We start from the raw sequence: 20,799 nt of genomic DNA on the forward strand, positions 1-20,799 counted from the left end.
AAAACAAACCAATCAATGGCTATAGATTACGAATGATGAATTGTAAGCCGATCAACAGCAAAAATAGCGCGAACACTTTCTTCAGTTTTTCCGGCGGTAGCTTATGCGCCAATAACGCGCCGTATTTCGCGAAGATGGTGCTGGTCAGGATAATACCAACAAAGGCCGGCCAATAGACATAGCCACTCGACCACGCAGGCAGATCGGGGTTCGCCCAGCCCTGCTGTATGCTGCCGGCGGCACCGGCAATAGCAATCGGCAAACCACAGGCACTCGATGTCGCCACCGCACGTTGCATCTGCACATTACACCAACTATAAAACGGTACCGACAACGAGCCGCCACCAATGCCGAAGATCGCCGACACCCAGCCGATCAAACCGCCCGCGACAAATAAGCCTGGCGCAGCGGGCAACTGGCGAGCCGGCCTAGGCCGCAGCGACAGGCTCATCTGTAGCGCCACAAAAACAGCAAAGCAGCCTATCGCCAGCTGCAAAAAACGCCCAGACAGCAGTTCCGCCGTTGCCGCACCAAGCCAGGCACCAAGTAAGATACCTGGCGCCATCCGCCAAAACACCGGCCAATCGACAGCCCCCTTAGCGTGATGGGTACGTACCGAACTCATCGAAGTGATAATAATCGTCGCCAGAGAAGTACCGATCGCCAGGTGCGTCAGCACGTCTGCCGGCATCCCCTGTAGCGAGAAAGCCAGCACCAGTACCGGCACGATAATCAGGCCGCCACCGACGCCGAACAGTCCGGCGACGAGGCCCGCCACCGCGCCAATCAAAAGATATACCAGTATTACCATAACCAACGGCCCTAAAATTTGCTGCCCATGATATACCAGATTGATCGCACTCGAGAGGTTAAATCATCATTGCCTGGCGCTAACAGCGCACAATAGTCGCTCACAACACATCCTGTTTGGCGTCGGTATTCGGTCGCAGCAAACGACTAACGCCCATCAACTGCAGCGCCCGATCGAGACAGGCCTCCGTCTCCTGCGAGGTCTCCATCTGCTGTACTTCTGCCAATAGTTGCTGCGCCTGATCAAGACGCATAGAGCGCAGCACAGACTTCACCCGCAGTAGGTTGCTTGAGCTCATCGATAACACGTTGTAGCCCATGGCAATCAACAACACTGCCGCGGCAGGATCACCGGCCATCTCACCACAGATCGACACAGGCTTACCGGCCTTGTTAGCCGCCTTTGCGACAATAGCCAAGGCCTGCAGCACTGCTGGGTGATAGGCATTATAAACCGACGATACGCGGGCATTGTTCCTATCGACGGCCAACAAATACTGAGTCAGGTCATTAGAGCCTACCGACAAGAAGTCGACTCGCTTCGCCAACGCATCAACCTGATAGACCGCCGCCGGCACCTCGATCATGACGCCGATCGGTGGCATACGACACTCGACGCCCTCGTCCGACAGCTCGCGATGCGCACGACGAATCAATAACAGTGACTCATCGAGTTCACCAACACTGCTGATCATCGGCAATAGAATGCGCATGTTATTTAGACCCACACTCGCCTTCATCATCGCTCGCACCTGCGCGAGAAAGATCTCGGGGTGATCAAGGGTCACACGGATCCCCCGCCAACCCAAAAACGGGTTTTCTTCCTCAATAGGAAAATAGGGCAGCGCCTTATCACCACCAATATCGAGTGTTCTCATCGTCACCGGCCGCCCCTTGAAGGCCTCCAGCTGGCGCCGATAAATATCTACCTGCTCACGTTCAGACGGAAAACGGTCATGCAATAGAAAAGACACCTCGGTGCGATACAGACCGATACCCTCCGCGCCATGCTCGAGTGCACGATGAATCTCAGTCTCCAGCCCCGTGTTAACTAGGAGCGGGGTGCGATGGCCGCAGATAGTCTCGCAGGGAACATTCTTCAACACCTCCAGCCCGCGCGTCACCAACTCCTCTTCTTCGACGACCAGCTCGTAATCGCGACGAATCTGCTCGCTAGGATTGGCCAACACCAAGCCACTATAGCCGTCGATGACCAGCTCACAGCCATCGAGCTGGGTGTGCGGCAGATCGAACACGCCCATTACAATGGGTATGCCCAGCGCCCTCGCCATAATCGCCACGTGTGAATTGCTCGAGCCTTGCACAGAGACGAGGCCCAGCAGCTTGTCCTCCGGCACCTCGGCCAACATCGAGGCGGTCAGCTCTTCGCCGACCAAAATAGTATTACTCGGATAGCGTTGACTCGGTACATCAACGGTACGCAAATAGGACAATACGCGTCGGCCGAGATCTTTAATATCAACAGCACGCTCACGCAGATAGGGGTCATCCATCAAATCGAAGGTGCGGGCATGCTCTCGGATCGTCTTCGCCAACGCCCACTGCGCCCACTGCCCCTGACGAATCTTTTCAATCACCTCACCACCGAGAGCGTGATCATCCAGCATGCTTAAGTAGACGTCGAAAAGTGCCAACTCTTCGGTGCGCAGCTGATTCTGTACATTGCGCTTCATCTGCTTAATATCACGACGCACCATCGCCAGCGCCTTACCGAAGGCACGCACCTCGCCCTTCACATCTTCTGTCGCGCGACGCGGAATCGACTTTAGATCTAGTTGCTTGGAGAGTACGACCGCACGGCCGATAGCGACGCCCAGCGCACCAGAGCTGCCCTTAAACGTGGTGCTGCGCATGGCGCTGTCGACGCCGTCGATGGCACCCGTTGCCTCCGCATGTGCAATCACGCCTGAAAGCTGAGCCGACATGGTGACCAGGAAGGCTTCGTCCGCCTCATCAAAGCGACGACACTCTTGTTGCTGCACTACCAAGACACCCAACACCTTGCGATGATGGATAACAGGCACACCGAGAAAGGAGCTATATTGCTCCTCGCCAAGGCCTGGCACCGGCTGAAAGCTGGGGTGAGACTCGGCATCTTCTATGTTGACCGCCTCCTCGCGCAGCGCCACGCGACCGACCAGCCCCTCTCCTATCCCCAGGCTCACCTTACCGAGGCAGTCTCGGTTGAGCCCCTTGGTGGCCATTAGCTGGTGACGGTTATTATCGGGGTTCAATAGATAGATTGAACACACCTCTGTCTTCAAGGCATCGCGCACCTGCTCGACAATAATATCGAGCACAGAGTGTAGATCCCGGGCAGAATTGACTTCCTGTACGATTCGGCGCAACTGTGACAGGCGGTCACCCCGCTCCTTCCCTGACGACTGTTTCACTAAGCCCCTCCCCTCTGTAATCGATAATGTCGTGGCGCCAACTCTTTCATCGCCTTGCGGTACACCTCACGCTTGAACGAGACCACTTGACCGAGAGGGTACCAATAACTGACCCAGCGCCAGCCATCAAACTCTGGCCGCTCCTGTATATTGACGTTTACCGCCTCATCACTCGACAACATGCGCAGTAGGAACCACTTCTGCTTCTGACCAATACACAGCGGCTCTGAATCCTGGCGAATCAAGCGCTGCGGTAGTCGATAACGCAACCAGCCTCGTGTACAAGCTAAAATCTGCACATCGCTGGCCTCTAAGCCTATTTCCTCACGCAGCTCTCGGTACATTGCCTGTTCGGGCGTCTCAGAGTCGGAGATACCGCCCTGAGGAAACTGCCAGGCGGTTTGACCTACACGCTTCGCCCACAGCACCTGACCACGGCTGTTCGCGAGCACGATGCCCACATTGGGTCTAAAGCCATCGGCATCTATCACGCCCCACCCCCTATTTATCATGAAAATTACGCTGCGAACAAACGTTTACCGCAGAGCGTAATGCTAGCCCTATACTCTACCCTATTTATCTACGCAGCTGCCACCCGAGGCAATGCCGATTGTCCACTCCCGCATTTGTCAGTATGCTTTGGCCACAATCCCTATTCCTTGCCCCTACCCCGCAACCCTATCGCGGCATGCGGGAACGACTCATTTAAAAAGGCGACCAAACGTGACTCTGGCTATTTTTGATTTAGATAACACCCTCATCGGCGGCGATAGCGACCACCTCTGGGGCGAATTTCTCGTTGCTAACAATCTAGTCGATGTCGGCGAATTCAAAAAGACCAACGATCAATTTTACGAGGATTACAAGGCAGGCCAACTCGACATCGTCGCCTATCAGGAGTTTTCCCTGGCCCCACTCACCCAGTATAGCTCCGAGCAACTCGAACAGATGCACCGCCAATTTATGCAGCAGGTCATCACGCCGATCCGCCTCACCAAAGCGGAGCAGCTGATTCAACAGCACCGCCAACAAGGGCACACGCTACTGATCATCACTGCCACCAATTTGTTTGTCACCGGCCCCATCGCCGAGGCCCTCGGCATCGAGCACATACTCGCCACCGAAGGCGAGATCATCGATGGTCGTTACAGCGGAAAGATGCAGGGCACACCGTGCTTCCAAGCAGGTAAGATTACCCGCTTGGAAGCCTGGCTAAAAGAGTCGAACGAGGACATGGCTGGCGCGTATTTCTATAGCGACTCGCACAACGACTTGCCGCTACTCAAGCTTGTCGACCACCCCGTCGCGGTCGATGCCGACGAGACTCTGCGCGAGCATGCCAAACAACAAGGCTGGCCCATCATTAGCCTGCGCGACTAATTGAGCCTAGCCAGCAACACAGACACGATTAGTCGGCGGGCAGAATGCGCGCCAACACCGTCTTAATGTATTCAGTTTCAGGGATCGAAGGGTGGATTGGGTGATCCGCCCCCTGGCCGAAGCGCTCGAGTATTTGCGCCTGGCGGTCGATGTGCCGCGCCGCGCCGCGCACGACATCGATCAACTGCTCCGCCGGCAGATGCATCGAGCATGAGGCTGAGAACAGTAGGCCATCTTTGACCAGCAGCCTGATCGCCAACTGATTCAGTTTCTGGTACGCCTTGCCCCCTTTAATCAGGTCCTTACGTCGCTTAATAAACGCTGGCGGATCGACAATCACCACGTCAAATTTTTCGCCTTCCTCTAACAGCGCCTGCAGCGCCTCGGCCGCATTGCCTTGTACTGAAGTGACGCGGTCGGCGACACCATTGAGCTCGGCATTCTTATGCACCCAGTCGAGGGCCTGCTCAGAGCTATCGACACAGACCACCTCGCTAGCTCCAGCCACCGCCGCCTGCACACCCCAGCCACCAATATAGCTAAATACATCCAGTACACGCTTACCTGCACACAACTGCTGCAAACGTGCACGCGCCGGGCGATGATCATAGAACCATCCCGTCTTCTGACCACTGAGGATCGGCGCAATAAACTTCACCCCGTTCTCGACAAAACTCACCTCATCATCAATCTCGCCATGCACCACTTCAACATATTTTTCCAGCCCCTCGGCCTCTCGTGCACCGGTGTTATTCTTCATCACGATTGCCCGTGGTGACAACACCTTCAATAGCGCCTCGACGATATCGTCCTTCACTAGCTCCATCCCCGCCGTGGATATCTGCACACAGACAACATCCTCAAAACGATCCACGACCAGTCCCGGCAAGCCGTCGCTCTCACCGTAGATGAGTCGGTAGCTAGGCTGTTCAAACAAACGCTGACGCAACGATAGCGCCACCTTCAGGCGATGCACTAACAGCGACTTATTAAGCTGTAACTTCGTGTTGCGAGTCACCAGGCGAGCGCAGATAAGATTACTCGGGTTGACATAGGCAATGCCCAGCGCCTTACCACTATTGCTCTGCACCACGACCTGCTGGCCATTGGTAAAGTTTTTCAGCGGGGTAGCGGCTATATCTACCTCGTTACTATAGATCCATAAGTGACCGGCCTTTAGGCGGCGATCTGACTTAGCCTTGAGGCGAAGCTCTGCAAGTTCGGTAGACATCGGGTGTTCCTTAATTGATCGATCATTCGATCGTGAGGTTGATTGGTCGCCAGCTTTCTCGAGCCACTAGCTCGGCACGCGATGGCAAAAACTCAGCAGACAGAAAAGACAACGGCTACGCCTATGATAAGCGTAGCCGTCGATAAGACTTCGGCAGAAAACACGCCCGACTGCCCTCGCGAAGATAACTGCTAGAGCACTTTATTTAAGACGAGCTATCTGGGACGAGTGGTTAGTTACTCGTTTTCGCAGAGCATCTCATAGGCTTCCGCATCAAGTAACGCGGCCAATTCAGAATCGTCGGTAAGCTTCACTTTGAAGAACCAACCATCACCGTAAGGGTCGTCGTTGACGGTCTCCGGCGCTTCTTCCAGCTGTTCATTAACGGCGACGACGATACCTGAGATCGGCGCGTAGAGGTCCGAGGCAGCCTTCACTGACTCAACCACACCGGCGTCGTCACCAGCAGACAGCTCGGCGTCAAGCTCGGGCAATTCGACGAATACCACGTCGCCGAGGGCTTCTTGAGCGTGGTTGGTGATACCGATAACGGCCGTGCCATCATCTTCTAAACGGATCCATTCGTGTGAGGATACGTACTTCAGCTCAGACGGTGTATTGCTCATGAAAAAAGCCTCTAGAGTGTGGTCGCTAAATGAAAGGGCGAATTCTACCCTGCGACGGGATAAAAACAAAGCAACACAACACCAATTTAACCCGTCCGATCAATAGTTCCCCTAGCGCGCCCGACGAATCACCACCACCACCGGCAACAAGCCAACCAAGACCAATGTTAAGGCCGGTATCGCCGCGCGCTGCCACTCTCCCTCTGCCGTCATTTCAAAGATACGCACAGCCAAGGTATCCCAACCAAAAGGACGCAACAGCAACGTGGCCGGCATCTCTTTCATCACATCAACCAACACTAATAGCAGCGCGGTAAGAATACCGGGGCGTAACATCGGCAGGTAGATGCGAAACAACAACCGCCACTGCGAGCACCCCAGCGAGCGCGCCGCCTCCGGAATGCTCGGGCGCACTCGCTCGATACTCGACTGTACAGGCCCCAGTGCCACCGCTAGAAAACGCACGAGATAAGCCAGCAGCAAGCCGACCAAGCCCCCCATCAATACTGGCGCCGTACCACCGCCCAGCCACTGCTGTAGAGGAACTAACCACTGCCGGTCGAGATAACCAAAACAGAGCACGACGCCCACCGCCAACACCGAGCCCGGCAGCGCATAGCCCATTCCCGCCACCGTAATAGCCCCCTGGGTCAGACGATTACCATAGCCACGCTGAGCAAACAGCATCAGCAACGTAATAGTCACCACGATCACGGCCGAACAGGCACCTAGCAACACAGTATGCTGCAATAGCTGCCAGTAACGCCGATCAAATTCCAACGCATATTGTTGTACCGCCCACAGCAGCAGCTGTAAGACTGGTAGCGCAAAGCAGAACAGCACAACCGACCAGCAATAGGCGGCGGCAAGATAGCGCCTAGCGCCCTGCAACTTGATGCGAAAATGATGCTGCGGCCGCCGACCCTGTTCGTCGCGACCGTTGTTGCGCGCACCCCGCTCTGCCAGCAGCGCCATCACCACAAACAACAGCAATAAAGAGGCCAGCTGGGCCGCTGCCTGCAGGTTAAACAAACCAAACCACGATTTATAAATCGCCGTCGTGAAGGTGTTGAAGTTGAAGACTGATACCGCGCCAAAGTCAGCCAAAGTCTCCATCAGCGATAACGATAGACCGGCGACAATGGCGGGGCGAGCCATGGGTAAAGAAACTCGAAAGAAGGTCTGCCAGACATTCAGCCCAAGTACTCGCGAGGCCTCCACGACATCACTACCCTGGGTCACGAAGGCGCTGCGCGCCAACATATATACATAGGGGTAGAGCACCCCGGTCATGATGGCAATCACCGTCAACGGGTTTCGCACGTCAACGCGAAAGTCCGGCCACCAATGCCGCAGCAACAACTGCAACGGCCCCATATAATCCCACTGCCCCAACACGACAAAAGCCAGCACGTAAGTCGGAATCGCCAGCGGTAACATCAGCGCCCATTCGCAATAACGGCGCCCAGGGAAGTCACAGATGGTTGCCAGCCAGGCCAAACTGACCCCCAACACCGTAACGCCCACACCGACGCCCACTAACAGGATTAACGTATTGGCGAGTAGCTCGAGTAATTGCGTATCGTAGAGATGGCGCCAGACAACAAACTGGGAGTCACTCCAGCTCGAGATGATAACGGCCACCGGTAGCAGAACCAAAAAACCCGCTAACAACGGGATCAAGCGCCAACACCAACGGCGAAGACCGTTACGACGGCAGGCCCTCTGCCGCTCAAGTACTGCGGCACTAGGCGGCATAATTAGCGGTATCCCGCCTTGTCCATTAACATCACGGCTTCAGCCTGGCGCTCTCCGGTGACCTCAATAGGGACATCATCTTCCTTAAACGTGCCCCAAGCCTGCACCTCAGCAGAAGACTTCGAGAGAGGGTTGACCGGGAACTCCTGGTTGATATCGGTCAGCATCTGCTGCGCTTCGACCTCACTCAACCACTCGATAAACTTTATCGCCTCCGTACGATGCTTGGCATAGGTCGTCACCCCGGCCCCAGAAATATTCACGTGGATGCCACGGCCATCTTGATTGGGGAAGAAGATCTTCAGCGGTAGCTGCTCGCCCTTCGCCGCCATAGCCTCCTCTAAACGACCAAAATAATAAGTGTTGACGACGGTAGCATCACACTGCCCAGCCATCACCGCCTGCATCGCCTGAATATCATTAGCGAATGGTGCCGTCGCTAGGTTGTCGACCCACCCCTGCACGACTTTCTGCGTATTTTCCGCCCCGTCAGCCTCAATCATGGTGGCGACTAGCGACTGATTATAAACCTTCTTCGAGGTGCGCAGGCAGAGTCGCCCCTGCCAACGCTCGTCGGCTAGTGCCTCATAGCTAGACAGCTCACCCGGCTTCACGCGCTCAGGCGAGTAGACGATGACGCGAGCACGCTTGGATATCGCAAACCAACGGTTGCCTGCATCACGTAGGTGGGCGGGGACATTGCGCACTAACACCTCAGACTCAACAGGGCTTAACACCCCCTCCTCCGCAGCGTGCCAGAGGTTGCCGCCGTCGACGGTCACCAAGATATCGGCAGGGGTATTTTCACCCTCCGCCTGCAGCCGACTCAACAGCGGTGCCGCTGCGTCGGTGACAAATTGAATATTCACCCCTGTCTCCGCTTGATAGCGGTCAAACAAGGGTTTAATTAAGTGTTCTTTGCGCGAGGTATAAACGACTAGCTGGCCTGTTGCAGCCTCCCCTGTGCCGGAGCCCGAATCATCACTACAGCCGCTCAGTACAAAAACCACCGCCAACAACACCGGTAAAGAGCATTTCTTAAAGAACATCATCATCTCGCTGCAAATATTAGAGTTGAGCGAATGATAACGATTATCATTTATTTAATCAATCTGTCAATAGCTGAATCTGAGTTAATACCCATTAATCGTCAACACTCTCACCCTTCCATCGCCTCTTTAATCAACAGTCGCTTAACCAACGAAATTCGCGAGACAAGGCGCATTCCACTGTTACGCAACCAGCGCACCGATAATTCACGGCGCGCAAAGAGTCGCTTCAGAGCCTCCATCAAAGCCATCATCCGTAGGTTATCCGCCATACGTCGACGCTGATAGCGGGACAGCGTCGCGCGTGAGCCGAGGCCAACACCTCTCTTCTGGGCCCGTAATAACTCCTCAGCTAACACCTCTGTATCCTTCAACCCTAAGTTGATTCCCTGACCGGCTAATGGGTGGATAGTATGTGCCGCATCAGCCACCAACACCAAACCGTCACGATAATACTCTTTGGCATGACGCTGACGCAGGGGGAAGCTAAAGCGCTTACTCACCGAGGTAATAGCACCCAGAGTAGACTCGAACTGACGCTCCAGCTCTGTACAAAACTCAACATCGGACAGCGCCAACAGGGCAGCCGCGCGCTCCGCCGGCACCGACCAGACAATGGAGCAGTAGTGCTGGTCGTCGCCAGCCAACGGCAGGAAGGCCAATACGCCCTCGTCGGTAAAGCGCTGCCAAGCCGTCGCCCGGTGTACCTGCTCGGTCTGCACACTACAGACCAAGCCGTGATGATGATAGTCCCACTCGCGTGTCTGCAGGCCTGCCTGAGCGCGCAGCGGCGACACTGCGCCATCGGCGGCCACAACCAAGGCTGCACTGAGGTTGCGACCATCGGCCAACTCCAGCGCCCAACAGGCCTCACCAGCTGCAGCATCAGCCTCTTCGAGCGGATGCAGCTGCGTCACCTTGGCGGGAGCAATAATCTCGATATTGCGCGCCGCCATGACACGCTGCATCAGCGCTGCCACCGTGACCCGATTCTCAACGATGTGGCCCAGCTGCGAACATCCCACCTCGGCTGCGGAAAACTCGAGCGAGGCGGTCCCCTCGCCATCCCAGACTCGCATCTGCCGATAGCTGGCCAACCGTGCCGCCTCAATGCCATCCCAGGCACCCAGGGTCATCAAGAAACGCTGCGACTTCGCCGTCAACGCACTCACCCGCGGGTCGTAGTGATCGATACCTGGCTCCGCCTCGGGCATTGTATAATCGCCCTCGACCTGCTCGATCATCGCTACAGATAGCGGACTATTGGCCAATGCAGCGGCGAGCGAGCTGCCCGCCAAGCCGCCACCGACGATAATGACATCGTAGTCGTTGCCACTGCCGCTAATATTGCGCATCACTCATCCCCATCATCTGGTCCTGCGTTTGCTGAATACCGGCCGCATGCCGCACGAAACTGTTTTTTAATCCTGAAGAGAGATCCAGTGCTGACAACCCGAGGCTGGTCGCCATCGACAACGCAGCCGACGGACTACTGAACAACCCCGGTAGACGATCACTAAAGCTCGTCGTCAGCCACTGATCATCACGCTGCGCCTGCTGGTAGCGCAGCAACACCTTCAGTGACGACCAATCTTCTCGTTGATGTTGCGCCTGATCGATAGTGCGCGTCAGCGCTACCACGTCACGCAAGGCTAGGTTAAAGCCTTGGCCCGCCACGGGGTGCAGTAGGTGCGCCGCATTACCCATGACCACAAGGCCGCTGCGCACCTGTTCCGAAGCCTCGACCAGCTGTAACGGATAGCTAAAGCGCTGCCCCACCGCTAGCAGTTTACCAAGCCGATAGCCAAACTGCCGCTGCAGCGCTGCCAAGAACTCCTGCTCCGGGCAGCTTAACCAGTTATCGATACTACCTTCTGGCCGCGACCACACTAAAGCACTGCGTCGCTCACCAGCGGGACCATCTGTCAGCGGCAGCATTGCCATCGGACCATCACTACTGAAGCGCTCATAGGCCCATCCCTGGTGGGGCTTCGCCGTACTGATGTTGGCGACCAGGGCGCTGGCCTGATAAGCCTGGCGCTGATAACGTATGCCGAGCGACTGTGCCAGCGGTGAATCGGCGCCATCGGCAATCACCACCAACTTCGCGTTCAGCGCTGAAAACTCTCCTGTCGCCTTATCTTTGACATCAACGCGATTGCCCGCCGCTTGCGGCGTCACCGACTCGACCGTCGCCGGACAGAGAAACTCCACATTGTCACACTGCTGCACGGCCGCCAACAGCACCCGTCCCAGCCACTGATTCTCCACCACATAACCGAGTGCATCGAGCCGCTCTCGCTGCGCCTCCATCACCATCGAACCCGGCCGCGAACGTCGCGACACATGGATTTGCTCAATCGGCTGCGCATGCTCGGCCAGCGTCTGCCAGATACCAAAGTGCTCAAACACCTGTCGCGCACCAGCCGCCAACGCCGTCGAGCGGGCATCAAAACTAGGCTGATAGACTGGCGCCGATGCCTGCTTCGGCATCGGAAACCCTTCTACGATAGCGATACGCAGGCGCTGCCCAAGCTGTCGCGATAGCGCCACAGCCAGGCTGGCACCCACCATGCCACCACCTGCGATAACAACATCGTAGTCTTGGCTCATTAACGACTCCTTGCCATCAAGGCCTCAATCTCATCGACCGTCTTCACGACACTGGCTGTCAACACTTCACAGCCAGTATCAGTCACTAAGATATCATCCTCAATCCGCACACCGATACCACGCCAGCGCGCCTCTACATTCTCATTATCAGCCGATACATAGATACCCGGTTCAATCGTCAACACCATGCCCGGCTCCAGTAGTCGCCAGACGCCATCGACGCGGTAATCACCCACATCGTGTACATCAATACCCAGCCAGTGGCCGGCGCCATGCATGTAAAACTCTTTGTGGGCCTCCGCTGCAATCAGCTCCTCTACCTCGCCCTGCAACAGGCCGAGCTCGACCAAACCAGCAGTAATCACCTGTACGGTAATCTCGTTCGCGTCGTTCCAGCGACTACCGGCTTTAACACTGTCGATCGCCGCCAACTGGGCCTGCAGACATAATTCATAAAGCGCCTTCTGCTCCGGGCTAAACTTGCCGTTAACCGGGAAGGTACGGGTAATATCGGCAGCATAATACTCCAACTCACAACCGGCATCGATCAACACCAAATCACCATCTCGCAGCGCTTGATCATTCTCTATGTAGTGGAGAATACAGGCATTATTACCACCGCCGACAATGCTAGTATAGGCTGGCGCCTTGCAACCCGATTTCGTGAACAGATAGTTAAATTCCGCCTCGAGTTCATACTCATTCATCCCCGGCCGACACACGCGCATCGCCTGAGTGTGCGCCTCGGCACTAATCTTTCCCGCCTGACGCATGATGTCACACTCCGCCGGACTCTTAATCAGACGTAACTCATGGATAAGCTGCGCTACATCGACAAACTGTGTCGGCGCCAATATACCGGTGCGTGACTTTGCCCGCACCGAATTCAACCAGCCACTAACTCGAGCATCAAAATCCTGATCGCGACCTAGACCAAAATAAACCGCCGCCATATTCTCCAGCAGCTCGGGCAACTTACCATCGACTTCGGCAATCGAAAAAGCCTGATCCGCCCCGTAGTTCTCGACGGCGCCCTCTTGGCCTGCGCGCTTGCCATCCCACTGCTCTCGCTCAGGGTCGCGATCACGGCAGAACAACACACACTCACCCTCAGCACGCCCAGGTATCAGCACCAACATCGATTCCGGCTCAACGAAGCCGGTAAGATAATACAGGTCGCTGGATTGACGATAGAGGTAGTCGGCATCGCCGTTGCGACGGTGAGTGGGGGCAGAGGCGATAACCGCGACACTGTTAGCAGACATGCCGTCCATCAGGCGACGACGGCGAGAGGCAAACTCACTAGCTGAAATAGACATAATTTTATTCTTCGTTACGAGCCGGCCAGCTTAAAGCTCGCCGGGCAAAAGGATGAAGGTAGCTCAAAGACCCGATAACGCACTGAGCGATCAGGCTCAAACTGTTAATGCAACCGCTTCGTTCCGCGAGCAAACAGCTCCGAAACGGAAACGCTGCTATCGGCAGCGGGGTCCGTGTCGGCGCGGCGATCAGCCGCCTGCATATCTTGTTCGCCCCGGTTATTTTCACCGGCACACTCTAAGAAGACGTGTAACGCGGCAAGTCTCACATATTCACTAACATCAATGTAATCTGCCTCAGCCGTCGCGCCCTCCTCACCTTCACTACCAATTTGCGAAATTGCCGCAAGATCTTGTAGTGCCTCACGCGAGTCGGCGGGCCACGCCTTCAGCACCGCCTCCGTTACCCCTGACTGCGCCAAGCCCGTCAAGAACCCCTGACACCAAAGCCCCAACGACTCGAGCCGCACAGAGATATCATCGTCATCATCGGGCAACAGCAGGCGAAAGCTGAGGCTTTCGGAGGTCAGTTCATCGGCGATCTGTTGGCCGATCTCAACCAACTCTTGCTGCTGCAATGAGCTGCCTTGATAATCAATATCGGTGGTATTAGCCATGAAAGTAGGCCAACCACCCTCCGGCTCTTTCTTGTCTTTGATACAGCCCGCCAGCATGCCGCTGACACTGCCATGAAATTCTGCCGCAGAGATAATCGACCCTAATTCGACCAGTAGATCACAGACCTCATCAAAGTTAAGCGATTGATCGGAATATTCGGTAGTCATGGTATCTCCACAGCAATAAATTCCGCCATTTTAACACTAATTACGACGCAAGTATTTCCTAGCACCGCCATCTTATAGTTCGATGGCGTCAATTTTTTTACATTAAATTGTCGCTTATGGCTTTTACTGGCCGTCATTTTATGACATATGGTTGACCGGGAAAAAGTAGCAAATTATAGTAATCGATCTTTCAAACAAGCTAACAATGCAAATGGATGACGAGCAGATTCAAAGCCTAGAGGCAAAGATCACCACACTCCTCGAGCTCAGCGAACAAATGTTCGAGGAGAACGAACAACTGCGATCCGAGCGCCAACAGTGGCGAGAGGAGCGCGATCTGTTGCTCGAAAAAAATAACCAAGCTAGGCTGCGTATCCAGAGCATGATCGACCGCCTACAACACTTAGATGATCACACTCAAAAACCAGACTGAGCACGACTATGTCTAACAATACGGCCACCGTTACCATCCTCGATCGCGACTACCAGATTAGCTGCGAGGAGCAGCAACAGCAGGAGCTGTCCGACAGCGCTGCCAAGCTAGATGCGACTATGCGAGATATTCGCCGCACAGGTAAAGTTATTGGCCTCGAGCGCATCGCCCTAATGGCTGGACTCAACCTGAGCCACGAGCTGATACGAGGTGTACAACAAACCTCTTCATCCCATATTCAGCAAGAGAAGCAACTACTTTCACTGAACAACCGGCTCGACAAGGCGATCGCCAAATACCAGCGACTAAACTTGCGCAACAACACGCCACAACAACAGCCATAGCGTTAAACAGGCAGCCAAAAAACCGGGTTTTTAGTCGATTTTGTAATGCAATGGCAGTGCGGTTAACGCTATAATCAGCTCATGCCCCTGGGGTATTGGCCAGTTCGCGAGTCCTCGAGCCGATAATCTATACCCCGGCATTTTCCAGCTAGTGTTGGTGTGCATGTCCGCTCGACGGAAAGCCTGATGCACTACTGAGAGTGCCACCTTGAACTTTACGGTTCAAGGCCAAGCAAACAGCGGTACCTTGGGAGCAACCTATCTTTAATCATCAGGCGATTAACAGTAGCCAAGACAAGGCAAGCTTACGCCGACAGCTGCGTCGCGCTCGCCGCCAGCTAAGTCACCAGCAACAGCAGCGTCATAGCCGACAGATCTATCAGCGTCTTTGCCAACACCCTGACTACCGATCGGCACACTCAATAGCCCTCTATATTGCCAGCGACGGCGAAGTGGCGACTGAACTCATCATCCAAGACGCGCTCCGACGCGGGAAGAAAGTCTTCCTACCCATTGTCGGCAACAACTTTCACCTCAACTTCCAGCGCTATCAACAGGGCCACCCCCTCAGACGCAATCGCTACGGCATCCGCGAGCCCTACATAAGAACTCGTCGCACGACCACTCTGCGTCATATCGATCTAGTTATACTGCCACTCGTGGGCTTCGATGCAAATCGACACCGCCTAGGCATGGGCGGTGGCTATTATGATCGGGCGCTCGCCTTCAGCAAGCGCAACTGCGGCAAAAAACCAACACTGATCGCCATCGCCCACCAACTACAGCACTGCACACGACTCCGCGCAGAGCCCTGGGACGTCACACTTGACGAGATCATCACAGAGAAATCGAGCTACAAGTAACACACTCAACTCAAGACAGCGTTGCCGCTATAATCTGTGCCGACGCAGTTATTGCCGCACCCAGACCAAAGACAAAAACAACCAACAACAGAAAATCAGGTTTTTTTCTCACAACTAATCATTAACCCATTACTATCGACCCTCGATCAACGAGAGCCAATGCTATTAATTACCATCCGAGAGATAGAGCTGCCAGCGCACTTACTGACGACTAGTTAACAGCGACACTACTTTCAGACACTATTGCTTGAATCTGGGGCGACTCACTTTCCTCCAGCACAGCTGGAGCCATGGCGGTAAAAAATACCCCCAGTGAAAACAGGACGACCAAAACAGTCAGGAGATCAGGCTTAGCCAACGTCTCACCCTCATAGCTATATAATTATTATTGCTTTTCTCAGTGCATAAATAGCACTACGTATGCACAGGATCTTATCGTAAATTTTATCGACGAGCGAGCGCTGAACGTCACAGTTTTAAGCTATTACGCCGTTTATTCTCTAAAACATGCGGCACTTAGCACTAATCAAGTCTGGGGATGCCCTAACGCCCCCAACTTTCAGCTAAGCACCACCCCCAACTATGGCGCACTACCCCATGAAGAGCTGATAGGCCTCATTAGCTGTCTCTTCAACGAAGCGATAACCCAACTGATTAAGAAACACCTCTAGCTCTGCTCGCTCTCCCGGTTTGGCCTGCAAGCCCACCAACACTCTTCCGAAGGCCGCACCGTGATTACGGTAATGGAACAATGTGATGTTCCACTCACCACCTAGCCGCGTCAAAAACTTCATCAACGCCCCTGGCCGCTCAGGGAACTCGAAGCGATAGACCAACTCACTGTCCACCTGCGGCGCATGACCGCCCACCATATGGCGAACATGAAGCTTCGCCGCCTCATTTTCAGTCAAGTCTAGCACCGAGTATTGCTTGCCGCGCAGCTGCTGCAACAGCGACTGACGATCGTCATTACCCGAGGAGACCTGCACCCCGACGTAGACATGCGCCTGCTCATCAGAGCTATAACGATAGTTAAACTCAGTGATATTGCGTCGTTCCAAAGCGCGACAAAAGGCCTCGAAGCTGCCCGCCCGCTCCGGTATCGTGACAGCCAACACCGCCTCGCGCTGCTCACCAATTTCGGCGCGCTCAGAGATATAACGTAGACGATCAAAATTGGTGTTAGCGCCGCTCTCAATAGCGATCAGCGTTTTACCCTGCACTCCGTACTGCTGACAATATTTCTTCAACCCCGCCAGCGCTAGCGCTCCGGCTGGCTCACTGATCGAGCGCGTATCATCAAAGATATCTTTAATCGCCGCACAGATTTCATCAGTGGTGGTGGTGATCACCTCATCGACCGTCTCACGTATGACGCGGAAGTTTTCCTTGCCAATCTGCGCGACAGCCACCCCGTCCGCAAAGATCCCCACCTCCGGTAACACCACGCGCTGTCCCGCCTCCATCGCCGCCTTTAAACACGCCGAGTCCTCCGACTCGACACCAATCAGTTTTACCTCTGGGCGAACATACTTGATATAGGCGGCAATGCCCGCCAGCAAACCGCCGCCGCCTACAGGGACAAAGATAGCCTCAATATCATCTTGATACTGACGCAGTATCTCCATACCAATGGTACCCTGGCCAGCAATGACACTGGGGTCGTCAAAGGGGTGGATGTAGATCATCCCACGCTCTTCAACGAGTTTCTGAGCGTACGCCGCGGCATCATCATAGGCGTCGCCGTGTAACACCACCTCAGCCCCTCGAGCACGCACGGCATCGACCTTAATTGCCGGCGTCGTTTTCGGCATGACGATTACCGCCTTCACCTCCAGCTGCTTTGCCGACATGGCCAGCCCCTGCGCATGATTACCCGCCGACGCCGCAACCACACCGCGCGCGCGCTCAGCTTCGCTCAATTGTGCCATCTTGTTATAAGCACCACGCAACTTAAACGAATAAACCGGCTGCAAGTCCTCACGCTTCAGCAACACCTTGTTACCCAACCGCTCAGACATAATCAAGGCAGGGGTTAGCGGCGTTTCGATCGCGACATCGTAGACACGTGCTTCTAATATTTTCTTTACATAGGACTTAGGCATGGGCGATCCGTAGCTCTCGCTGCTATTTACTGAAGGAAAAAGCACATAGTAATCATTTAATAGACGTCAATAAAGCTGGAAGACGTTATAATTCACTCCACCGCCACCAGCGAACAGTAGATAGCGATATGACACAAGACGAATTAAAAAAATCCGTAGCCCTGGCTGCGATCGACTACATCAAGCCAAAACTTAGTAGCGACACCATCGTAGGCATCGGCACAGGCTCTACCGCCAACTTCTTTATCGATGCTCTCGCCGAGCTCAAAGACCTCTTTGCCGGCACTGTAGCCAGCTCAGAGAGCTCCGCCGAACGCCTACGCAGTCACGGCATCGAAGTCTTCGAGCTTAACAGTGTCGATAATGTCTCGCTTTATGTCGACGGTGCTGACGAGTCAAACCACGCGCTACAGCTCATTAAGGGTGGCGGCGCAGCACTGACTCGCGAGAAAATTGTCACCGCCGTCGCCGATGAGTTCATCTGCATCGCCGACGAGAGCAAGCTGGTCGAAGGCCTCGGCGCTTTTCCTCTACCCGTCGAAGTCATCCCCATGGCCCGCTCACACGTCGGCCGCGAATTGGTCAAGCTTGGCTGCAGCCCGGTTTATCGTGAGGGCGTGATCACCGACAACAACAACATCATCATCGATTGCTACGACTTCCCCATTAACGAAGCGATCAACATAGAGCGCGCCATCAACAATATCGTCGGCGTCGTGACTAACGGTCTATTTGCCGAGCGCCCCGCCGATGTCTTGCTGCTGGCGACACAGCAAGGTGTAAAAACACTACGAGCAAGCTAGGAGCGGAGGGTAAGAAAAAGCCGCTTTCCTCGTTTTTTTCTTACCCTGCACGTTAGGCCACATTCACCGACCAGCGATAATTCTGCGCCAACGACAGCTGTAATCGATCTCCAGGGGAGAGGGCAGACACCCCCGCCGGCGTCCCCGTCAACACCACATCACCCGGCAACAGAGTAAAGGACTGACTCATCTCCGCCAACAACTCGGCAATCTGATGCAACATCAGCCGACTATCACCGCGCTGCTGCGGCTGCTCATTCTTATCCAAGGCGAACTCGATAGCCTGCAGGTCAGCAAACTCAGTCACGGGCACAAACGGGGTCAGCGGGCAGGAAGCATCAAAGGCCTTCGCCACCTCCCAGGGCTGCCCCCTCGCCTTCAACGACGACTGCACATCACGCAAGGTCAGGTCGAGAGCCAAGCCCACTCCGTCGATCGCGGCCTGCGCCTCCTCGGCTGTCGCAGCCGTCAGCGTTGTACCGATCAGTAACGCCAACTCTAACTCATGGTGCACCGCTCCCTGTCCACGCGGCAGCTGGATATCAGCCTCAATACCAACGACCGCCGTGGACGGCTTGATAAACAACAGCGGCGTCTCCGGCACGGCGTTGTTTAACTCGCGAATATGATCGAGGTAGTTACGGCCGACACAAACCACCTTACCGACGGGGTAGTCGATCGCAGCACCCTCAACCCAACAATGCCTATAACTGCTCATTGATCAAATACCTTGCCTGGATTCATCACCCCATTTGGGTCAAAGACTTGACGCAGGCTGCGCATGTAGTCAATTTCGACGGCGCTGCGACTGTACTGCAGGTAAGGCTTTTTCAACAAGCCGACACCGTGCTCTGCCGACACCGAGCCAGCATAGCGCTGCACCACCTCAAAAATCTGCTTCGACACAAGCTCGCACTGCGTCACGAACGCCTCCATCGGCGTGTCGTCGGGACGCAGAATGTTGAGGTGGGCGTTGCCATCACCAATATGACCGAACCAGACAATTTCGAAATCGGGGTAGCCCGCCTGCACCAGCGCATCAACCTCGGCAATAAACTCAGGCACCCGCGAGACATGCACCGACAAGTCATTTTTATACGGCGTCCAACGTGCCAGTGTTTCAGAAATATCCTCGCGCAGCCGCCACAGATTCTGCGCCTGCTGCAGGCTCTGGCTGAGCACACCATCGACCACCCAGCCCTGCTCCATACAGTACTCGAAGAGCGTCATCGCATGCTCGAGCTCTTGCTCGGTCAAGGATTCAAATTCCAGTAGTGCGTAATAATCACAGACACTGTCGAACGGCCGCTGTAAACCCTGGTGCTCGACGACCTTTTGCAGCGCCTTCTCAGAGAAAAACTCAAAGGCGGTTAGGTCAATTTTGCTCTGAAAGGCCTGCAAGACATTCATGATCGAGGAGAACTGCTCGACCCCCAACACCAGAACGTTGAGGTTGTGCGGCTGCCGGGTTAGACGCATCGTCGCCTCAACAATGAAACCCAGAGTACCTTCCGCGCCGATAAACAGCTGACGCATATCGTAACCGGCATTATTTTTCAGCAAGCCATTATTCAGTTCGAGTATCTCGCCGCTGCCAGTCACCACCTTCAAGCCCAACACCCAGTCCCGCGTCATACCGTAGCGAATGACTTTAATGCCTCCGGCATTGGTAGCGATATTACCGCCGATTTGTGACGAACCACTGGAGGCAAAATCGACGGGATAGAACAGCTCATGCTCTGCCGCATAATCCTGCAGCTGCTCGGTGATCACCCCCGCCTCACAGACCACGCTCTGATCGACAACATTTAGCTGTCGAATCTGGTTCATTGCATCAAATGCCACCACCACCTCACCGGCGGTCGCGACAGCACCACCAGAGAGACCGGTTCGTCCGCCCGAGGGAACCAACGAGAAACCTTCTCGGTTTGCCAGTTTGACGATGGCCTGCACCTGCTCAACCGTCTTCGGCAGAACGATAACAGAGGGGGCCGGCGTATAAATACGCGTCCAATCCCGACCATAACGCTGTAGATCGTCGTCATCGAGGAGCAGCTTGTCCTCACCAACGATCTCCTTAAGACTCTGAATTACTGCAGCAGATAGTTTATTAGTCATGTTTTAATCCAGCGGAGAAGCAATTTTTTATAGCCAGTATTTCCCTGCGAAATAGTAGAATAACCGAGATTATGGCTCATTTAGGCGGGGCTATGTTACCATAGCCGCACAATAAATATGCCATATCTCATCATGCGGTCCAGGATAT

The 20,799-nt window shown here is 54.9% G+C and carries 19 protein-coding genes and 1 other RNA gene; 6 read left to right on the forward strand and 14 right to left on the reverse strand.

What is annotated here, in order from left to right; all coding sequences use genetic code 11:
* Positions 1 to 19: 19 nt before the first annotated feature.
* The 3 genes from EDC56_RS15140 to rppH form a co-directional block, all read right to left on the reverse strand.
* Positions 20 to 811 (reverse strand): sulfite exporter TauE/SafE family protein, encoded by a 792-nt coding sequence (locus tag EDC56_RS15140; RefSeq protein WP_123713418.1) that lies wholly within the window; start codon positions 809 to 811, stop codon positions 20 to 22.
* A 100-nt stretch (positions 812 to 911) separates the two neighbouring features.
* Positions 912 to 3,224, reverse strand: a complete 2,313-nt coding sequence (gene ptsP / locus EDC56_RS15145) for a phosphoenolpyruvate--protein phosphotransferase (protein WP_245980717.1) — start codon at positions 3,222 to 3,224, stop codon at positions 912 to 914.
* Positions 3,224 to 3,715 carry an RNA pyrophosphohydrolase gene (gene rppH, locus EDC56_RS15150; protein WP_123713419.1) on the reverse strand — a complete coding sequence of 164 codons (492 nt, stop codon included), beginning with the start codon at positions 3,713 to 3,715 and terminating at the stop codon, positions 3,224 to 3,226. The genes ptsP and rppH overlap by 1 nt, the downstream gene beginning before the upstream one ends.
* A gap of 232 nt (positions 3,716 to 3,947) precedes the next feature.
* On the opposite strand from rppH, the gene EDC56_RS15155 reads away from it, so the two are divergent.
* Positions 3,948 to 4,604, forward strand: a complete 657-nt coding sequence (locus EDC56_RS15155; RefSeq protein ID WP_245980718.1) for a histidinol-phosphatase — start codon at positions 3,948 to 3,950, stop codon at positions 4,602 to 4,604.
* A gap of 28 nt (positions 4,605 to 4,632) precedes the next feature.
* On the opposite strand, the gene EDC56_RS15160 is transcribed toward EDC56_RS15155, so the two are convergent.
* The 8 genes from EDC56_RS15160 to EDC56_RS15195 all read right to left on the reverse strand — a co-directional run bounded on the left by EDC56_RS15160 (position 4,633) and on the right by EDC56_RS15195 (position 13,985).
* Positions 4,633 to 5,835, reverse strand: coding sequence for a class I SAM-dependent rRNA methyltransferase (locus EDC56_RS15160; protein WP_123713421.1), 1,203 nt, complete (start codon positions 5,833 to 5,835; stop codon positions 4,633 to 4,635).
* Positions 5,836 to 6,071: 236 nt separating this feature from the next.
* A complete protein-coding gene (gene gcvH, locus EDC56_RS15165) occupies positions 6,072 to 6,461 on the reverse strand; it encodes a glycine cleavage system protein GcvH (RefSeq protein WP_123713422.1) in 390 nt (129 codons plus the stop codon).
* A 111-nt stretch (positions 6,462 to 6,572) separates the two neighbouring features.
* Positions 6,573 to 8,219 carry an ABC transporter permease gene (locus EDC56_RS15170; RefSeq protein WP_123713423.1) on the reverse strand — a complete coding sequence of 549 codons (1,647 nt, stop codon included), beginning with the start codon at positions 8,217 to 8,219 and terminating at the stop codon, positions 6,573 to 6,575.
* Between the two features lie 2 nt (positions 8,220 to 8,221).
* Positions 8,222 to 9,268, reverse strand: a complete 1,047-nt coding sequence (locus tag EDC56_RS15175) for an extracellular solute-binding protein (RefSeq protein ID WP_123713424.1) — start codon at positions 9,266 to 9,268, stop codon at positions 8,222 to 8,224.
* Between the two features lie 110 nt (positions 9,269 to 9,378).
* Positions 9,379 to 10,623, reverse strand: a complete 1,245-nt coding sequence (locus EDC56_RS15180) for a UbiH/UbiF/VisC/COQ6 family ubiquinone biosynthesis hydroxylase (RefSeq protein WP_123713425.1) — start codon at positions 10,621 to 10,623, stop codon at positions 9,379 to 9,381.
* Positions 10,610 to 11,881, reverse strand: a complete 1,272-nt coding sequence (ubiH, locus tag EDC56_RS15185; protein ID WP_123713426.1) for a 2-octaprenyl-6-methoxyphenyl hydroxylase — start codon at positions 11,879 to 11,881, stop codon at positions 10,610 to 10,612. The genes EDC56_RS15180 and ubiH overlap by 14 nt, the downstream gene beginning before the upstream one ends.
* Positions 11,881 to 13,200 (reverse strand): Xaa-Pro aminopeptidase, encoded by a 1,320-nt coding sequence (gene pepP / locus EDC56_RS15190; RefSeq protein WP_123713427.1) that lies wholly within the window; start codon positions 13,198 to 13,200, stop codon positions 11,881 to 11,883. The genes ubiH and pepP overlap by 1 nt, the downstream gene beginning before the upstream one ends.
* Positions 13,201 to 13,304: 104 nt before the next feature.
* Positions 13,305 to 13,985, reverse strand: a complete 681-nt coding sequence (locus EDC56_RS15195; protein ID WP_123713428.1) for a UPF0149 family protein — start codon at positions 13,983 to 13,985, stop codon at positions 13,305 to 13,307.
* 205 nt (positions 13,986 to 14,190) lie between these two features.
* Between EDC56_RS15195 and EDC56_RS15200 the strand changes: the two genes are divergently transcribed.
* The 4 genes from EDC56_RS15200 to EDC56_RS15215 all read left to right on the forward strand — a co-directional run bounded on the left by EDC56_RS15200 (position 14,191) and on the right by EDC56_RS15215 (position 15,625).
* Positions 14,191 to 14,418, forward strand: coding sequence for a TIGR02449 family protein (locus tag EDC56_RS15200; protein WP_123713429.1), 228 nt, complete (start codon positions 14,191 to 14,193; stop codon positions 14,416 to 14,418).
* An 8-nt stretch (positions 14,419 to 14,426) separates the two neighbouring features.
* The gene (locus EDC56_RS15205; protein WP_123713430.1) at positions 14,427 to 14,762 is read left to right on the forward strand and encodes a cell division protein ZapA; all 336 of its coding nucleotides are present in this window, start codon (positions 14,427 to 14,429) and stop codon (positions 14,760 to 14,762) included.
* An 81-nt stretch (positions 14,763 to 14,843) separates the two neighbouring features.
* Positions 14,844 to 15,020: non-coding RNA, 6S RNA (gene ssrS / locus EDC56_RS15210), on the forward strand.
* A gap of 59 nt (positions 15,021 to 15,079) precedes the next feature.
* The gene (locus tag EDC56_RS15215) at positions 15,080 to 15,625 is read left to right on the forward strand and encodes a 5-formyltetrahydrofolate cyclo-ligase (protein ID WP_245980727.1); all 546 of its coding nucleotides are present in this window, start codon (positions 15,080 to 15,082) and stop codon (positions 15,623 to 15,625) included.
* 590 nt (positions 15,626 to 16,215) lie between these two features.
* Here EDC56_RS15215 and ilvA read toward each other — a convergent pair.
* Positions 16,216 to 17,730, reverse strand: coding sequence for a threonine ammonia-lyase, biosynthetic (gene ilvA, locus EDC56_RS15220; protein WP_123713431.1), 1,515 nt, complete (start codon positions 17,728 to 17,730; stop codon positions 16,216 to 16,218).
* A 128-nt stretch (positions 17,731 to 17,858) separates the two neighbouring features.
* Here ilvA and rpiA point away from each other — a divergent pair, with 128 nt between their 5' ends.
* Positions 17,859 to 18,533 carry a ribose-5-phosphate isomerase RpiA gene (gene rpiA, locus EDC56_RS15225; RefSeq protein WP_123713432.1) on the forward strand — a complete coding sequence of 225 codons (675 nt, stop codon included), beginning with the start codon at positions 17,859 to 17,861 and terminating at the stop codon, positions 18,531 to 18,533.
* 52 nt (positions 18,534 to 18,585) lie between these two features.
* On the opposite strand, the gene EDC56_RS15230 is transcribed toward rpiA, so the two are convergent.
* Together EDC56_RS15230 and EDC56_RS15235 are read right to left on the reverse strand one after the other, a co-directional pair.
* Positions 18,586 to 19,251 carry a fumarylacetoacetate hydrolase family protein gene (locus EDC56_RS15230; RefSeq protein WP_123713433.1) on the reverse strand — a complete coding sequence of 222 codons (666 nt, stop codon included), beginning with the start codon at positions 19,249 to 19,251 and terminating at the stop codon, positions 18,586 to 18,588.
* Complete coding sequence (locus EDC56_RS15235) at positions 19,248 to 20,651, reverse strand: FAD-binding oxidoreductase (protein ID WP_123713434.1); 1,404 nt, start codon at positions 20,649 to 20,651, stop codon at positions 19,248 to 19,250. Before EDC56_RS15235 ends, EDC56_RS15230 begins: the two co-directional genes overlap by 4 nt.
* Positions 20,652 to 20,799 lie beyond the last annotated feature (148 nt).

Origin of the sequence: Sinobacterium caligoides (assembly GCF_003752585.1) — a bacterium.
GTDB lineage: Bacteria > Pseudomonadota > Gammaproteobacteria > Pseudomonadales > Sinobacteriaceae > Sinobacterium > Sinobacterium caligoides.

What these genes read in the sequence shown, in the direction of transcription:
- ilvA (WP_123713431.1), bottom strand. Translation starts at nt 17,730, where the DNA reads ATGCCTAAGTCCTATGTAAAGAAAATATTAGAAGCACGTGTCTACGAT.
- EDC56_RS15170 (WP_123713423.1), bottom strand. Translation starts at nt 8,219, where the DNA reads ATGCCGCCTAGTGCCGCAGTACTTGAGCGGCAGAGGGCCTGCCGTCGT.
- EDC56_RS15230 (WP_123713433.1), bottom strand. Translation starts at nt 19,251, where the DNA reads ATGAGCAGTTATAGGCATTGTTGGGTTGAGGGTGCTGCGATCGACTAC.
- EDC56_RS15200 (WP_123713429.1), top strand. Translation starts at nt 14,191, where the DNA reads ATGCAAATGGATGACGAGCAGATTCAAAGCCTAGAGGCAAAGATCACC.
- EDC56_RS15140 (WP_123713418.1), bottom strand. Translation starts at nt 811, where the DNA reads ATGGTAATACTGGTATATCTTTTGATTGGCGCGGTGGCGGGCCTCGTC.
- ubiH (WP_123713426.1), bottom strand. Translation starts at nt 11,881, where the DNA reads ATGAGCCAAGACTACGATGTTGTTATCGCAGGTGGTGGCATGGTGGGT.
- gcvH (WP_123713422.1), bottom strand. Translation starts at nt 6,461, where the DNA reads ATGAGCAATACACCGTCTGAGCTGAAGTACGTATCCTCACACGAATGG.
- EDC56_RS15235 (WP_123713434.1), bottom strand. Translation starts at nt 20,651, where the DNA reads ATGACTAATAAACTATCTGCTGCAGTAATTCAGAGTCTTAAGGAGATC.
- EDC56_RS15205 (WP_123713430.1), top strand. Translation starts at nt 14,427, where the DNA reads ATGTCTAACAATACGGCCACCGTTACCATCCTCGATCGCGACTACCAG.
- EDC56_RS15175 (WP_123713424.1), bottom strand. Translation starts at nt 9,268, where the DNA reads ATGTTCTTTAAGAAATGCTCTTTACCGGTGTTGTTGGCGGTGGTTTTT.
- EDC56_RS15180 (WP_123713425.1), bottom strand. Translation starts at nt 10,623, where the DNA reads ATGCGCAATATTAGCGGCAGTGGCAACGACTACGATGTCATTATCGTC.
- pepP (WP_123713427.1), bottom strand. Translation starts at nt 13,200, where the DNA reads ATGTCTATTTCAGCTAGTGAGTTTGCCTCTCGCCGTCGTCGCCTGATG.
- EDC56_RS15160 (WP_123713421.1), bottom strand. Translation starts at nt 5,835, where the DNA reads ATGTCTACCGAACTTGCAGAGCTTCGCCTCAAGGCTAAGTCAGATCGC.
- rpiA (WP_123713432.1), top strand. Translation starts at nt 17,859, where the DNA reads ATGACACAAGACGAATTAAAAAAATCCGTAGCCCTGGCTGCGATCGAC.
- EDC56_RS15195 (WP_123713428.1), bottom strand. Translation starts at nt 13,985, where the DNA reads ATGACTACCGAATATTCCGATCAATCGCTTAACTTTGATGAGGTCTGT.